14 protein-coding genes are annotated in these 14,791 nt (G+C 56.4%); 4 read left to right on the top strand and 10 right to left on the bottom strand.

Annotation, left to right across the window (positions count from 1 at the left end; translation table 11 throughout):
* Positions 1-45: 45 nt before the first annotated feature.
* Positions 46-744 carry a GNAT family N-acetyltransferase gene (locus ACQUTP_RS09100; protein WP_004204753.1) on the top strand — a complete coding sequence of 233 codons (699 nt, stop codon included), beginning with the start codon at positions 46-48 and terminating at the stop codon, positions 742-744.
* Here the strand turns inward: ACQUTP_RS09100 and ykgO are convergent.
* The 3 genes from ykgO to ACQUTP_RS09085 form a co-directional block, all read right to left on the bottom strand.
* Positions 741-881, bottom strand: a complete 141-nt coding sequence (gene ykgO, locus ACQUTP_RS09095; protein WP_002892018.1) for a type B 50S ribosomal protein L36 — start codon at positions 879-881, stop codon at positions 741-743. The genes ACQUTP_RS09100 and ykgO overlap by 4 nt on opposite strands.
* Complete coding sequence (locus tag ACQUTP_RS09090) at positions 881-1,144, bottom strand: type B 50S ribosomal protein L31 (RefSeq protein WP_004204754.1); 264 nt, start codon at positions 1,142-1,144, stop codon at positions 881-883. The genes ykgO and ACQUTP_RS09090 overlap by 1 nt, the downstream gene beginning before the upstream one ends.
* Positions 1,145-1,260: 116 nt before the next feature.
* Entirely contained in the window at positions 1,261-2,331 is a 1,071-nt protein-coding gene (locus ACQUTP_RS09085) for a LacI family DNA-binding transcriptional regulator (protein ID WP_004204755.1), read from the bottom strand.
* A gap of 270 nt (positions 2,332-2,601) precedes the next feature.
* Between ACQUTP_RS09085 and ACQUTP_RS09080 the strand changes: the two genes are divergently transcribed.
* Positions 2,602-3,873 (top strand): maltoporin, encoded by a 1,272-nt coding sequence (locus ACQUTP_RS09080; protein WP_004204756.1) that lies wholly within the window; start codon positions 2,602-2,604, stop codon positions 3,871-3,873.
* 136 nt (positions 3,874-4,009) lie between these two features.
* Here the strand turns inward: ACQUTP_RS09080 and ACQUTP_RS09075 are convergent, their stop codons facing one another.
* The 6 genes from ACQUTP_RS09075 to ACQUTP_RS09050 all read right to left on the bottom strand — a co-directional run bounded on the left by ACQUTP_RS09075 (position 4,010) and on the right by ACQUTP_RS09050 (position 11,149).
* The gene (locus ACQUTP_RS09075; RefSeq protein WP_004204757.1) at positions 4,010-4,324 is read right to left on the bottom strand and encodes a glucose PTS transporter subunit EIIB; all 315 of its coding nucleotides are present in this window, start codon (positions 4,322-4,324) and stop codon (positions 4,010-4,012) included.
* A gap of 65 nt (positions 4,325-4,389) precedes the next feature.
* On the bottom strand, positions 4,390-6,447 hold the full coding sequence (locus ACQUTP_RS09070; RefSeq protein WP_096833640.1) for a beta-galactosidase: 2,058 nt from the start codon (positions 6,445-6,447) through the stop codon (positions 4,390-4,392).
* 30 nt (positions 6,448-6,477) lie between these two features.
* Positions 6,478-7,680: a glycoside hydrolase family 53 protein gene (locus tag ACQUTP_RS09065; RefSeq protein WP_004204760.1), complete on the bottom strand. Its 1,203-nt coding sequence runs from the start codon at positions 7,678-7,680 to the stop codon at positions 6,478-6,480.
* A 4-nt stretch (positions 7,681-7,684) separates the two neighbouring features.
* Positions 7,685-8,536 (bottom strand): sugar ABC transporter permease, encoded by an 852-nt coding sequence (locus tag ACQUTP_RS09060; protein WP_004204761.1) that lies wholly within the window; start codon positions 8,534-8,536, stop codon positions 7,685-7,687.
* A gap of 10 nt (positions 8,537-8,546) precedes the next feature.
* The gene (locus ACQUTP_RS09055) at positions 8,547-9,854 is read right to left on the bottom strand and encodes a carbohydrate ABC transporter permease (RefSeq protein WP_017898898.1); all 1,308 of its coding nucleotides are present in this window, start codon (positions 9,852-9,854) and stop codon (positions 8,547-8,549) included.
* Between the two features lie 62 nt (positions 9,855-9,916).
* Positions 9,917-11,149: a maltodextrin ABC transporter substrate-binding protein gene (locus tag ACQUTP_RS09050; RefSeq protein ID WP_017898899.1), complete on the bottom strand. Its 1,233-nt coding sequence runs from the start codon at positions 11,147-11,149 to the stop codon at positions 9,917-9,919.
* A gap of 355 nt (positions 11,150-11,504) precedes the next feature.
* On the opposite strand from ACQUTP_RS09050, the gene ACQUTP_RS09045 reads away from it, so the two are divergent.
* Together ACQUTP_RS09045 and ACQUTP_RS09040 are read left to right on the top strand one after the other, a co-directional pair.
* Positions 11,505-12,614, top strand: coding sequence for an ABC transporter ATP-binding protein (locus tag ACQUTP_RS09045; protein ID WP_096833641.1), 1,110 nt, complete (start codon positions 11,505-11,507; stop codon positions 12,612-12,614).
* A 236-nt stretch (positions 12,615-12,850) separates the two neighbouring features.
* Positions 12,851-14,410 (top strand): EAL domain-containing protein, encoded by a 1,560-nt coding sequence (locus tag ACQUTP_RS09040; RefSeq protein ID WP_096833642.1) that lies wholly within the window; start codon positions 12,851-12,853, stop codon positions 14,408-14,410.
* Between the two features lie 62 nt (positions 14,411-14,472).
* Here the strand turns inward: ACQUTP_RS09040 and ACQUTP_RS09035 are convergent, their stop codons facing one another.
* The gene (locus ACQUTP_RS09035) at positions 14,473-14,745 is read right to left on the bottom strand and encodes a metal-sensing transcriptional repressor (RefSeq protein ID WP_004204767.1); all 273 of its coding nucleotides are present in this window, start codon (positions 14,743-14,745) and stop codon (positions 14,473-14,475) included.
* Positions 14,746-14,791 lie beyond the last annotated feature (46 nt).

Here is a 14,791-nt window from a genome sequence, read left to right as displayed (position 1 = left end):
AGCCAGCGCGTACGCTGCCTGTACATCCCCAATAAGGAAACCGCAATGTGTGAATACAATCAGTTTGGACAGGCGCTCGGCGCCGCGCTGCCCGACTGGCAACCCCGCCCCTGGCCGACCCGGCAGGTACTTCAGGGCAGCCGCTGTCGGCTCGAACCACTCACCCTCGCCCACGCCAGCGATCTGTTTGCTGCCCATCAGCTGGCGCCCGACGCCCGCAGCTGGACGTGGCTGCTGCGCGAACCGGAAACCAGCCTGGCTGAATTTAGCGCCTGGGTGGCGCAGGTTGCGACGCTGGCCGATCCGATCCATTTCGCCGTCGTTGACCAGCAGCGTGGAACGGCGGTCGGCTCGCTGGCGTTAATGCGCATCGATGCCACCCATGGCGTGGTCGAGGTGGGGCATGTCCATTTCTCTCCGCTGCTGAGCCGAACGGCTATGGCCACCGAAGCGCACTGGCTGTTGATGCAGTATGTGTTCGAGACGCTCGGCTACCGTCGCTATGAATGGAAATGCAATAGCCTCAATACGCCGTCAGGCCGGGCGGCAAGGCGACTGGGATTTCAGTACGAAGGACGTTTTCGTCAGGCGCTGGTGAGCAAAGGACACAACCGGGACACGGACTGGTTTTCAGTGATTGATGGCGAATGGCCGCAGCTGGATAGCGCCATGCGCCAATGGCTGGCCGCCGACAATTTTACCGCCGACGGCCAGCAGCGCCGTCCCCTGGAAAGCTTCCGTTAACGACGTTTTTTGCGCCCCTGCACTGCTTTGAAGCGGGGGTTGCTCTTACAGATCACGTACAGCCGCCCTTTGCGTTTGACCAGCTGGCAATCCGGGTGGCGCTGTTTGGCGCTGCGTAATGAGTTAACGACCTGCATCATGCCTTCCTTTTTGCATCAATGAAGCCGCCAAAGCGCTGGCGGAAACGGGCCGCGCTACCCTCGCTGGCGAACGTTTTTTGTTTGCCGGTGTAGTACGGATGCGATTTCGAGGAGACGTCGATCGTCACATACGGATACGTCTCACCGTCGAGCTCAATCACGCGTTCGGTGCGGATGGTTGAGCCAACTTTAAAATATTCATTGGCGCTGGTGTCGTGAAACACCACCGTGCGATAGGGAGGATGGATATGGGCTTTCATCATGACCTCGTCATTATGTTATAACATAACAATTAAGGTACGCCGTTCCACGACAAAGATCAACCATGGTCATATCAGGGGTAATAACAAAGAGGCGAGTTTCCTCGCCTTTGGCTTCAGGGCGCCAGACGGTGGGCGATAGCGCGAAGTTGCTCCGCGATAGCCTGCAGATCTTTCCCCTGCTCGACTCTGGCGCCGCTGGAATGGCGAATCACCAGGCGCGCCGGCAGGATGGATGAGGTATGCGCCGCGCCGCTGGTACTGGCGAGGATCCGCCGCACCGCCTCTTTCCCCTGCAGGTCGAGGTCCAGCGAGACCGTACTCAATGCCGGATAGAAAAAGGAGCTTTCGTAGGTATCGTCATAGCCAATCACCGACTTCTCTCCCGGCACCGCCACCTGATGCTGATGGAAGGCGCTGAGCACCCCCAGCGCCATCTGGTCATTGCCCACCAGCACGGCGCTGAAATTAGGCGTTTCCCGCAGCATCTGCAGCGCGCCGGCGTAGCCGCTCTGCGCATCCCAGTTGCCCCGCAGGACGGTTACCGGCTTCAGACCGTAGCCATCCAGGGTCTCGAGCCAGCTTTTCAGCCGCAGTTTCGCCGATACAGAGCTGTCCGGGCCTGCCAGCAACGCAATCTCCCGATGCCCCATCTCATAGAGATATTTGACGCTGGCCCGGGTGCCGTCCGCCGGGTTAAACGAAACGTTAAACACGGAACTGTAGGGATCAACGTCGAGAAACAGGCAGACGATATCATCATTGTCAGCGGCGATTTTCTGCGCCTGTTCAGTCTCCAGCGGCACGTTGATAATGACCTTATCCACCCGCTGAGACTTCAGCTCATTGATGGAATCCTGGATGCTTTGGTTGACGCTCTCATCAATCATTGAAATCAGGACCTGGTAACCTTCCAGATTGGCATAGCGTTTTACCGCCGCCGCCACCTGAGAGGGGGCATGCCAGGCCAGCGAAATCGTCACCAGTCCGACCGTCTGGCTCTCCTTCCCCACCAGCTGCTGCGCCAGCCGGTTTGGCACATAGCGCAGAGCCTCTATCGATTTCTCCACCTTGCGGCGCGTCGCTTCGGATACATTGGCAGATTTGTTGAGTACCCTGGACACGGTCTGGTAAGAGACGCCCGCATGACGAGCGACGTCTTCCAGAGTAGCGCTTTTAGACTTCATGGTCCGGTTCCTTATGTTGTTATCCCATGATTGTAACAGGGGCCATTTGAAAAAACGCTCACCGCTATCTCTCATCGCAAAATTACACCACAAAAAGTATTACGTTCACAACCAGGTTAATTGTGAATCACCTCACTCATCACAACAAAAACCAGCGTTATTATTTGCAGTTAGTCACACAATAATCATATCTCATTTGCCTGAAGTTACATTTAGGCATTTTATGACATCAGTTATGTGAACGTAATACAAAACAATAAGAGGATAGAGATGAATACGACACTGCGCGTCCTTTCCACAGCATTAGCCGCTGCGCTAATCGCCCCTTCCGCCTTTGCGGCTACCGCTGCGATCCCGACCGTTGATTTTCATGGCTATTTGCGTGCCGGGGTTGGGGTCTCCGGCGACGGTAGCGAAGCGGAATGGCAAAAGAACAAGCTGGGCCGGTTGGGGAACGAATCGGATACCTATGGCGAGCTGGAGTTAGGCTCCGAGGTCTACAAAAAAGATGATGTCAGTTTCTATCTCGACAGCATGGTCAGCATGGTCTCCGATGGCTCTAACGATAATGAAACCACGCTGAACGATGACGCGCAGTTCGGCTTACGTCAGCTGAACCTGCAGATCAAAGGGCTGATCCCGGGCGATCCGAATGCGGTGATCTGGGGCGGCAAACGTTACTACCAGCGTCACGACCTGCACATCATCGATACTAAATACTGGAACATTTCCGGCTCCGGGGCCGGGGTGGAAAACTACACCCTTGGCCCGGGCGCCGTCTCGCTGGCGTGGATCCGCGGCGATGCCAACGACGTTGACTATCGCGTCGATGGCGACAGCAACGTCAATATCAACTATATCGATTTACGCTACGCGGGATGGAAGCCGTGGTCCGGGTCGTGGACCGAATTCGGCATCGACTACGCCATGCCGAACACCACCAAAAAACAGGATAGCTACGGCGGACTGTACGATGCCGAAAATGGCGTGATGCTGACCGGTGAAATCAGTCAGGATATGCTGGGCGGCTATAACAAAACCGTGCTGCAGTATGCCAACAAAGGTCTGGCGCAGAATATGGTCTCCCAGGGCGGCGGCTGGTACGATATGTGGAACTACGTGAACGACGCCACCGGCTATCGCGTGATTAACACCGGTCTGATCCCCATTACCGAGAAGTTCTCCATCAACCACGTTCTGACCTGGGGCTCGGCGGATGACATTACCGACTATACCGATAAAACGCGGATGCTGTCGCTGGTCGCCCGCGGGCAGTATCAGTTCACCGACTACGTGCGCCTGATTGGCGAAGTCGGCGGTTTCTATCAGAAAGACAGCTATAACAATGGCACCAGCTACAAACAGGCCGGTGAGAAATATACCATTGCGCTGGGCCTGGCGGACGGGCCGGACTTTATGTCACGCCCGGAATTACGTATTTTCGCGTCGTATCTGAATGATTCCGAAGATGGTAAACCGTTTGAAGACCAGACGGCGAATAATACCTGGAATTTCGGCGTACAGGTTGAAGCCTGGTGGTAATCGCGCACGGCTAAGACTCATACGTTATTTTTATCTCCTGCTGTAAGACTGTTAATTATCTTCCGGTAAACTTTATTGCCACTGCTGTCTTTGTCTTATTTTCGGGATAACCTGTTTTCAGGTTATCCCGTTTTATTTATTTCCGCGCGGCAAAATGGTCATCCAGCAATTGACGTAGCGCATCGGACTGCTTACCGAAAATAGCATGAACCTGCTGGCCAAGAATAATGACACCCAGCGCGCCCTGCTGCTGTAATGCGTCCGAGTCCACGGCTGCCAGATGACGAACCGTTACCCGCAGACGGGTAATACAGGCGTCCACTTGGGTAATATTCGCTTCACCGCCGAAGGCCTGAACCAACGCCTCGATTTGCTGTTTTTCCGCTTCGCTTAACGGCTGTGCCGGACGTGCAGGAGAGAAATAGTGCAGGAAAGATTTTAAACTCACCATCATAAACTCCAGGGTAATAGATACAAAAAAGCCTGCTCGGCAGAGCAGGCGTGGAGAAAAAAGGATTAGGCGTGGCGACGGAGAATACGGCAATCCCATGCTGACAGGGTAAGCGGGTCCGACACCGCCGCGTCGGTCAGGCAATCCCGATACCCTGACGGCAGGCTCAGGGTATGGCTTTGCGCGCTGTAGTTCTGCAGGAAGACAAACGTGCTCTCACCGTCGGTGCGCGCAGTAGCCACCACGCCGGGCGGTAAATCCGCCGCGATCGCCCGCGGTAGCGCCAGCTCCTTGCTCAGGGCGGCAAAGAAGTCGCGCTGGAAGGCCAAATCGTTGCGGGAGGCCACATGCCAGGCTTTACCTTTCCCGAAGCCGTTCACCGTCACCGCTGGCCTTCCGGCATAAAAATCATCCCGGTAGGTGGCCAGCGTCTGCGCGCTTTCGGTATGGATCAGTTCACAGAGATGGCGCACCTGATACGGGCCCTGCAGACCGCACTGATTCCCGGCCAGGCCCTGCACCAGATTAAACTCGCCGTCATTCAGGCAGTCGATCTCTTCCGCCCAGATGCCCAGCAGATTGCGCAGCGGGCCCGGGAAGCCGCCGAGATAGCAGAGATCGGATTCGTTGACGATGCCGGTCCAGTAAGTGGTCACCAGATGGCCGCCGCTGGCGACAAACGCCTCCGCCCGCGCGGCAAAGCCGTCGCGCACCATGTATAACATCGGGGCAATGACCAGCCGGTACGGCGTTAAAGCAGCGTCGGCGTCAATCACATCGACGGCGATGCCCTGCTCCCAGAACGGACGGTAGTGCTCATTGACCGTCTTCTCATACTCCATCCCCAGATTGCGCGGTCCCTGGGCGTCATCGAGCGCCCAGCGGTTCTGCTGGTCGAAGATAATCGCCACTTTCGCCTCGGTGCGACAGCCCCGGACCTCCGGTAGCTTGCTCAGTATCTCACCGAGTTTGCTGACTTCACGGCCAATACGGGTATCGATGTGCCCGACATGGTCGACCACCGCGCCGTGAAATTTCTCAACCGAACCGCGACTTTTCCGCCACTGGAAATACTGCACCGAGTCGGCGCCATGCGCCACCGCCTGCAGCGAGGAGAGAATATGCATGCCCGGTTTCTTCAGTTTGCTGGTCGGCTGCCAGTTAGTCGCGCCCGGCGTGGACTCCATCAGCACAAACGGCTGGCCGCCCTTCAGGCTGCGCATCATGTCGTGATACATCGCGGTGTAGCAGGCCAGCGCGGTTTCGTCTTTATCGCGGTGCCACATCGGATAGCTGTCCCACGAGATAAAGTCCAGCACCTCCGCCAGCTGCCAGTAGTCGTAATCGTAGAAATACTCCATAAAGTTGGTGGTCACCGGCAGGGCGGCATTCGCCGCCTTCAGCGGGGCGATTTCATGGCGGCAGAAATCGGTCACCTGGGCGGTATTAAAGCGATGCCAGTCCAGATTCAGACCGTGGATCGACACCTCGCCCTGCGGCGCAGGCGATTCAATCTGCGACCAGTCGCTATAGGTATGGCTCCAGAAGGTGCTCCACCAGGCCTGGTTGAGGTTCTCCAGGGTCTGATACCGCGCCTTCAGCCAGCCGCGAAAGCGGGCCTGGCAGAGATCGCAATGGCATTCGCCGCCATATTCATTGGAAATATGCCAGCCCAGCACCGCCGGGTGCGCAGCATAGCGCTCCGCCAGCAGGCTATTAATTTTCAGGGTCTTCTCACGATAGATCGGCGATGACATACAGTGGTTGTGACGGCCGCCGTGCAGGGCCGGCACCCTATCGCGCCCCACCCGCAGAACCTGCGGATAGCGTTGAGACATCCACGCTGGACGCGCGCCGCTCGGCGTGGCCAGAAATACATGAATGCCGGCGGCATACAGTTTATCGAGAATAGTATCCAGCCAGGCGAAATCAAATACCCCTTCGCGCGGCTCAAGTTTCGCCCAGCTAAATATGCCCACCGACATCACATTGCATTTTGCCTGCTGCATCATGGCAATGTCTTTATCAATAATGTCGGGGTCATTCTCCCATTGTTCCGGATTATAATCCGCGCCATGCAGCAGCGTATTAACCTTTGGATGTAAAGGTGCAAATTTATTCATAATAAACTTCCTGAAAAGAACGACAAATAATTAATTAAATACTTTTACCGACGGCAGTACTTTTCCCTGGCAGTCAAATAGCGCCTGATTTTCCCGCGCATTACCCTCTTTCCATTCGTCATGGATATATTTCATCCCCGCCGGGGTGGCCCAGGTATTTCCCGGCACAGCAATCCACGTCGGCTCCCAGTAAAAAATACCTTTGCCGCGCTGGTCGGGAACATCTATTACGGCCTGCATCAGATCGTGGATATAGCGATATTGCCCCTGCACGGTGGCGGGATAGCCTCCGTCCTTTTCCTCTTTGGCCTGAAAACTGTTTTCCGCGTTATCGCAGTTAGCCAGGGTATAGGCATAGGCCGCCTCGACGACAATGACATCTTTGTTATAGCGTTTGCTGATGTCATCCATATTGGCCTTCAGGGCGCTGATCGGCCCGTTCCAGTAGGTGTACATCGACAAACCAATCACGTCATAGGGCACATGCCGTTTCTCTATTTCGTCAAACCACCAGCGGAAGGTATCGTTCTTGGTCCCTTCAGCCAGATGCAGCATGATTTTCACCTGCTCGCCATTGCGCAGATTCGCCTTCAGACCATCAATGGCCGCGTTCAGCAGCCCGGCCAGCCGGTCGAACTCGCCGCCCCCCTGCCCCCAGCTTTTCCCTTCCGGCCACAGCATACCGCCGTTGATCTCATTGCCGATCTGCACCATATCCGGCAGGACGCCCGCCTGCTTAAAGCGGGCGATGGTATCCCGGGTATAGTCATGAATCGCCGTTTTCAGCTGCGGATAATCCATCTTTTCCCAGGCCTTCGGTTTGAACTGCTTGCCGGGATCGGTCCAAAAATCGCTGTAATGGAAGTCGAGCAGCAGCTTCATTCCCTGGGCTTTCGCCCGTTTCGCCAGCGCCAGGGTAGTGGCCAGATCGTTATTCCCGCCGCCATAGCCCTCGCCGCTTGCCGATTGCGGATCCACCCACAGGCGGAGGCGAACATAGTTGACGCCGTTCTCTTTCAGAATGGCGATCGGATCCTTACGCTGGTTATTCTGGTCGTAGAAAATTGCCCCGTGCTTTTCGGCATCCAGCAGCGTGGAGATATCCGCGCCTTTAATAAAGTCCGCCGGCATACCCTGAAAGGCGCGGGTTTCAAGCGCGTCCGCTGCCAGCGAAGGGAGGGAAAAACTGCATGCCAGACAAACCGCAAGCCATGCGGGTGTAAATCTTTTCATGTGCTTATCCTTTAGTACTGCCCGAGGTCAGGCCGGAGACGAAGTATTTTTGTAACGCCAGATAGAGGATCGCGACCGGCACGGCAATCAGCACCGCCCCCGCCGCGTAGGTGGTGTAGCTGGCCCCCATTTTTTGCGCCACCAGGTTATACAGACCGATAGGCAGCGTGTATTTATCCGGGGTACGCAGGATGGTGCTGGAGAGGATGAAATCCCCCAGCGGGCCGGTGAAGGAGAACAGCGCCACCACCGCGAGGATCGGCCTCGACAACGGCATGATGATCTCAATAAAGATGCGAAAGCTACTGGCGCCGTCCATGCGGGCGGACTCATCCAGATCTTTAGGGATCGCGTCGAGATACCCCTTCATCAGCCAGGTGTTCATCGGGATCATTCCCCCGACGTAGATCAGCACCAGCGCCAGATGGCTGTTTATCAGGCCAAGCAGTTGCGACAGCACAAAGATGGCAATCAGCGCGGAAAACTGCGGGATCATCTGCAGCAGCAGGAACAGCATCAGCCCGTTCTGCCGCCCTTTAAAGCGGAAGCGGGAGAAGGCGTAAGCGGTAAAGCTGACGCTAATCAGGGTCAGCACCATGGTCAGAAAGCTGATTTTCATCGAGTTCCAGTACCAGGTGAGGTAATTCACATTGCCATTGAACAGATCGGCATAGTGCTGGAACGACAGGTTTTCCGGAATGATCGAGGTACTGAGCAGGCTATTGCCGGCGTTCAGCGACGCCCCGACGGTCCAGACCAGCGGGTAGATAATCACCACCGAGACCAGGATAACCACCAGCCAGGTGAGAGAGAGTCGGATCCACTTTTCGCGTTTAATACTGGGTGATTGAGCCATGTTGCTTCCCTTACGCCATGTCGTCATTTTTGAAGGATTTGGTGGCGCGGAACTGCCACAGCGCCAGGCCGACGACGAAGATCGACAGCAGGATAGTGATGGTCGCCGCGATGGCGTACTGCGACGAGGACATCGTCAGCTTATAGATCCACGACACCAGAATATCCGTCCCGCCGGCGTTAGATCCCGCCACCGCAGGGCCGCCGTTGTTAAACAGATAAATAATGTTGAAATTATTAAAGTTGAAGGTGTACTGGGTGATGATGATCGGCGCGATCGCGTACAGCACCAGCGGCAGGGTGATGGTGCGCAGGCGGGTAAAGGCGCTGGCGCCGTCCATCGTCGCCGCTTCATACAGATCGTCCGGGATCGCCTGCAGCACGCCGGTGGTCATGGCAAAGACAAACGGAAAGCCAAGCCAGGTCTGCATCATGATCAGCGCGGTTTTGGTCCAGAACGGATCGGTTAGCCATGCCTTCGGGCTGATGCCGAAGAATGACAGGATCGCGTTGTTAATCACCCCGAAGGAGTCATTGAACATCCCGGCAAAGACGAGGATAGTGACAAACCCCGGCACCGCCCACGGCAAAATAAAGATGGTGCGGATCAGCGGCTTAAAGCGCAGATCTTTTTGGTTCACCAGAATCGCCAACAGCACGCCCACCGTACACTGCAGGGTGGTCGCCAGCAGCGTCCACACCACGGTCCACTGCAGCACATCCAGGAAGGTGGAGCGCCAGATGGAGAGGGTGAAAATATTGACGAAGTTTTTCAGCCCCACCCAGTCCACCAGCTTCGCCGGCGGCGTGTGGTACAGGTTGTAGTTGGTGAAGGCGATGGCAAAACCAAACAGAATGGGAAAGATCACCACAAAGACCAGCAGAATAAAGCCCGGGGTGATCATCAGGTACGGGAAGCCGTCGCTCAGCAGCATCTGGTACTGCTTACGCACGCTGTTCAGCGCGACCCCTTCATCGCGTTTTTTGCCGTTCAGCCACGCGTCCCGCAGCGAGAGAAAATAGATCAGCACGCCAAAAGCGACGATCAGCACGCTGATAATCCCCTCCGCTAACAGGAAGATAGAGTTATCCCGGGGCACCTCTTCACCCAGGGTATAGAGCCCCCACAGCCCCTCGCGCAGGAAATCGTAAAAAATACCCAAAAAGCTGCTCAGCAGCACCAGGAAGACCAGCCCCTTCAGCCACTGGCGATGATAAAACTGGCCGAAACCCGGCACGATTGCCAGCAACAGGCCGCACCACGCATGGCGCCCGGGCCCGCGCGCGTCGCTAAAATTTTCGCTGGAATGGATGCTCACACTCGACTCCTTCTACAAACGGGAGGTCCCCCTCCCGCTCGGTGACTTCACGTGACGGTAAATTACTGATTGCTGGCCTGCATCGCTTCAATCTGCATCTTGATCTGTTTCACCGCATTATCGAGCGCGGCCTGCGGCGCCTGCTTGCCGGTGAGGCTCAGTTCAAGCGCGGCATTGGCCGGCCCCCACACTTCCCCCATCTCCGGAATGCCCGGCATAGCCATCGCCCGAGCCGACTGAACGGCGACGGCGCTGGCCTTTTCGTCATTTTTAATCACCGGGTCGTCAATCATCGCCTTCAGCGGCGGGATTTCGCCGGTGGCGACATAGCGGGCTTTTACATACTGCGGCTGGTTGATGAACTCGATAAACTGTTGCGCCAGCGCCTTGTCTTTACTCCAGGTCGATACCACGTAGCCCTTAACGCCGAGGAAGGAGCTCATTGGCTTGCCGTCCGGCAGGGTCGGCAGCGGCACCACGCCATAGTTGATACCGGCGGCTTCATACGGCTGGAAGGCCCAGGGGCCGTTGATCACCGCCGCCGCTTTTTTCTCGGTAAACAGCGAATCAATGGCGTTCAGCCCGTTATCGCCGAGGATCCCTGCGGGGAAGGCCTTCTCGGCATAGAATTTTTTCAGGAAGGTCACGGCTTCCACGGCGCCGGGCGTATTGAGCCCCACCTGCTGCGGATTAAAACCGCCGCCGTCGTTCTTCGCGAAGATATAGCCGCCCATCGGGCCAATCGCCCCCCAGCTGTAGTAGATCTGATCAAACTTGGCCAGCAGGCCGTATTTGTTCTGCTCGCGCTGGGTCTTCGAGTAGTCCAGCCAGGCCTGCAGACTGTCCAGCGGCTTGTCGATCAGGTCCTTGTTGTAGATAAGCACCAGGGTTTCCACCGCTTTCGGGATCCCATACAGCGCGTTGTCCATGCGGAAGGCGTTGATAGAGGCTGGCGTAAAGGCATCCTGTTTCGCCTGCTCAACGTTGAGCGGCGAGAGAAGTCCCTGAACGACGGCGCCGCCGAGCTGGTCATTCGGGATCACCAGCACGTCCGGCCCAATGCCCGCCGGGCCATCGAGGCGCAGCTTTTCCAGCTGCTGGGCATAAGGCATCTCCTGCAGATTGACCTTCACGTTGTACTGCTTCTCAAAATCGCTGACCGCGGTTTTGATGCCAGTGGATTTTTTAATGTCTTCCCAAACGTTGAGCTGCCCGGCGGCATGCGCCTGCAGGCTGGTAAGTTGCCCCGCCGCGAGGGTGGTAAGGATCAGTGCAGCAAGCGTGTTCTTTTTCATTATCAACCTCATGTGAAGGTATAACAATTTAATGGTTTTTTATTTGACTTACGTCTGCCAGTTAGAAAAAAAATCATTTCAAACTGCCTTGTTACATAGAAAACAGACTCTGGTTCGCTTTTGTTATACGCTACGCTTTGATTGGGGATAAAACTACCATAAGCTGCCAGTTGTGTGATCATCCTTGCAGAAATGAAACGCCGCTGTATGGCGCAAAAACCGCGGAAGTTATAGTCAGGACATGATTTTAGCGCTGTTGAATATCGTCACGCTGATTTGTTACACGTAATACAAACACACTCAAATCAGCGACACGCCAACGGCAAACAACGGCTACTCACTTCGGGGAATGTGGATGTCCAATATACGACTGAGGAATGTCACCAAAAGGTTCGGCAGCACGGTGACGCTGCACCAGGTCAATCTCGATATTGAAGATGGCGAGTTTGCGGTCTTCGTCGGCCCTTCCGGCTGTGGAAAATCGACGCTGTTACGTATGATTGCCGGGCTGGAAGAGGTCAGTGACGGGGAAGTGCTGATTGGCGATGAGGTGATGAACGATGTGGTCCCCGCCCGCCGCGGCGTGGCGATGGTTTTTCAGTCCTATGCGCTCTATCCGCACATGACGGTGGCGGAGAATATGGGCTATGGGCTGAAAGTCAATAAAGTGCCGAAAGCGGAGATCCGTCGCCAGGTGGAAATGGTGGCCAAAACGCTGCAGCTCTCTCACCTGCTGGATCGTAAACCGAAGCAGCTCTCCGGCGGCCAGCGGCAGCGTGTGGCCATTGGCCGCGCTATCGTGCGTAATCCCCGGGTGTTTATGTTCGATGAGCCGCTTTCTAACCTCGATGCCGAGCTGCGCGTCGATATGCGCCTGCATATCGCCCGACTGCACCAGGAGCTGAAGACCACCATGGTGTATGTCACGCACGATCAGGTGGAGGCGATGACGCTCGCCGATAAAATCGTAGTCATGAACTACGGGAAGGTCGAACAAATGGGTTCGCCGATGGCGCTGTACTACAATCCGGTCAACAAGTTCGTCGCCGGTTTTATCGGCTCGCCAAAGATGAACTTTTTGCCGGCCACCGTCAGCGACTGGCAGGCAGAGCGCTTAACGGTCACCCTCGCCCAGGACCAACAGCTCACCCTGAACGTTGCCACCCAACCGCTGAAGCCCGGCGCCGCGATCACGCTGGGGATCCGGCCAGAGCACCTCACGCCGGAAGTCTCCACCGGTACCGTGGTGGAGTTTCAATGTGAAGTGGTGGAGCGTCTGGGCAACAATACCTACCTGTTCGGCCAGTGCTACGGTCACGATAACGTCAAGGTTCTGCTGCCCGGCGACGTCCATTTCCGCCCGTGGCAGAAGATTAATCTGGCCTTCGATGACCGCTTCTGCATGGTGTTTGATGAGAACGATCTGCGCATCAGCGCCGATATCACGGCGCCGGACGCCCACTAAGCCAACATATTGCTGTCATCTGCGCAGCGTATGCTGCGACTGAATGCCGGAATACATCCTGCCCGGCATTCACACCCTCATTTTTATTCTGCTGCATCGGAATCATCCTTCTCTCCCGGCATCGCAGGCTATTGTGATGCCGGTTTTTTTTCCCCGCGCAGCGCGATTTCTCCCGCTGCGCGCGGTTTATCTTTCGCATATACTGATGACACCCGGCGAACGATAAGGACACAGGCATGAGGATCCGGCATCTGATGGCGCTGTTTACAGGAGTGCTGATACTGGCCATCATCCTGCCTATCTCGCTCAGCATCTGGCAGGCGGCGCGGCAGGCCAAAATGCAGTTCTATCGTGAGCTGGATGATTATTCCAACCGTATTGTCGTCCGCACGCTGCAGGTCGCCGATCAGGCCCGGGAAGCACTGCGGGAGGCCGACTCACACTCTGCTGCCTCCTGTAGCCCGGAGCATCTGCTCGCCCTCCGCCGGATCGCCTATACCCATCGCTACGTGCAGGAAGTGCTCTGGCTGGAAGATTCCGTACCGCAATGCTCCTCCCTGGAAGACCATAGCGTTGCGGTGACCTTCCCGCCACCGGACCACATTGCCCCCGACGGCTATCGCACCTGGCTGACCTCGATTAACGATCTTGGCCTTAATCACCAGATGACGGCCATGGCCAGCCGGCAGCATATGGTAATGATCGATCCCATCTCCTTCATTGATGTGGTGCCCGCCAGCGAGGAGAAGATCCATACCATGCTGTTTGGTTTGGACCATCTGAAAATGGTGATCAGCAGCCAGCCGCTGCCGGCGAAGGTCTGGCAACGGATTAAAGATCCGCACCTGAATATGCTGACCCTGGATAATACGGTCTACCGGATCCAGCGCATTCCCGAGCTGGGATCCGGCATTGTGACCTGGTCATCCACGCTGCCGCTACAGCAGCGTATTCGCCAGCAGCTGATCTTCTGGCTCCCTGTCGGCATCTTCACCAGCCTGCTTGCCACCTGGCTGCTGCTGCGCCTGCTGAGACACCTGCGTTCACCGCGCAACAGTATGCTGGACGCCCTCAATTCCCAGGCGATTCAGGTTCACTATCAGCCGATTATTTCATTGCAGGACGGAAAAATCGCCGGGGCCGAAGCGCTGGCGCGCTGGCAGCAACCCGACGGCACCTTTTTATCGCCGGATATCTTCATTCCCCTGGCCGAGCAAACCGGACTGATCACCCAGCTGACGGAAGATATCGTCAGGAAAATTTTTGCCGACCTGGGTCCCTGGCTGAGGCAGCGGCCGGAAGTGCATATCTCCATCAACCTGTCGGTGGATGACTTACGCTCTCCCACCCTACCCAAGCTATTACACGATCAGCTGCAGCACTGGGGGATCGCCGCGGAACAGATTATCCTTGAGATCACCGAGCGCGGGTTTGTTGACCCGGAGACCACCATGCCGGTGATCGCACACTACCGCGAGGCCGGGCACCGCATTTCGATTGACGATTTCGGTACCGGCTACTCCAGCCTGAGCTATCTGCAGAAGCTGGACGTCGACACGCTGAAAATCGATAAATCCTTTGTCGATACCCTCGAGTACCGGCCGCTGACGCCGCACATTATTGAAATGGCCAAGGCGCTCAATTTGGCCACCGTCGCCGAAGGGGTGGAAACCGTAAGCCAGCGCGATTGGCTGAGACAGCATGGCGTTCAGTACGCCCAAGGCTGGCTGTACAGCAAAGCGCTGCCAAAAGAGTCGTTTATTCTGTGGGCGGAAGAGAACCTCCATGCGCATTAAGCGGCAGGCGGCCTGCGCAGAAGGTCAGCGGGCGCGGCCTCTTCGCCGCCCTCTGCCGGAGGCTACTTCAGATAGGATTTAATCACCTGCATCACCGTCTCCAGATCCGCCTCACGCTGCGTCTCGTCTGGCTCTTTCACCACATGGTCGGTGAGATGTCCCTGGATAACCTGCAGCATCATGCCATTGACCGCGCCGCGGATCGCCGCCAGCTGCTGTAGCACCTCAGCGCACTCATGCTCGCGATTAAGCATTTTCTCTAATGCGGTACTCTGCCCCTGAATTTTCTTCAGCCGGGTCAGTAACTTCTTTTTGTCTCTCACTGTGTGTGACATTACGCGATCCACCGTTTTTTTCTGTCCGGGATTACCGACCTGCGTG

The organism is Klebsiella sp. 2-CIP_Kleb. (assembly GCF_050378715.1).
Taxonomy (GTDB): Bacteria; Pseudomonadota; Gammaproteobacteria; order Enterobacterales; family Enterobacteriaceae; genus Klebsiella; species Klebsiella quasipneumoniae.
This window is presented reverse-complemented; position numbering and strand designations above follow the sequence as displayed.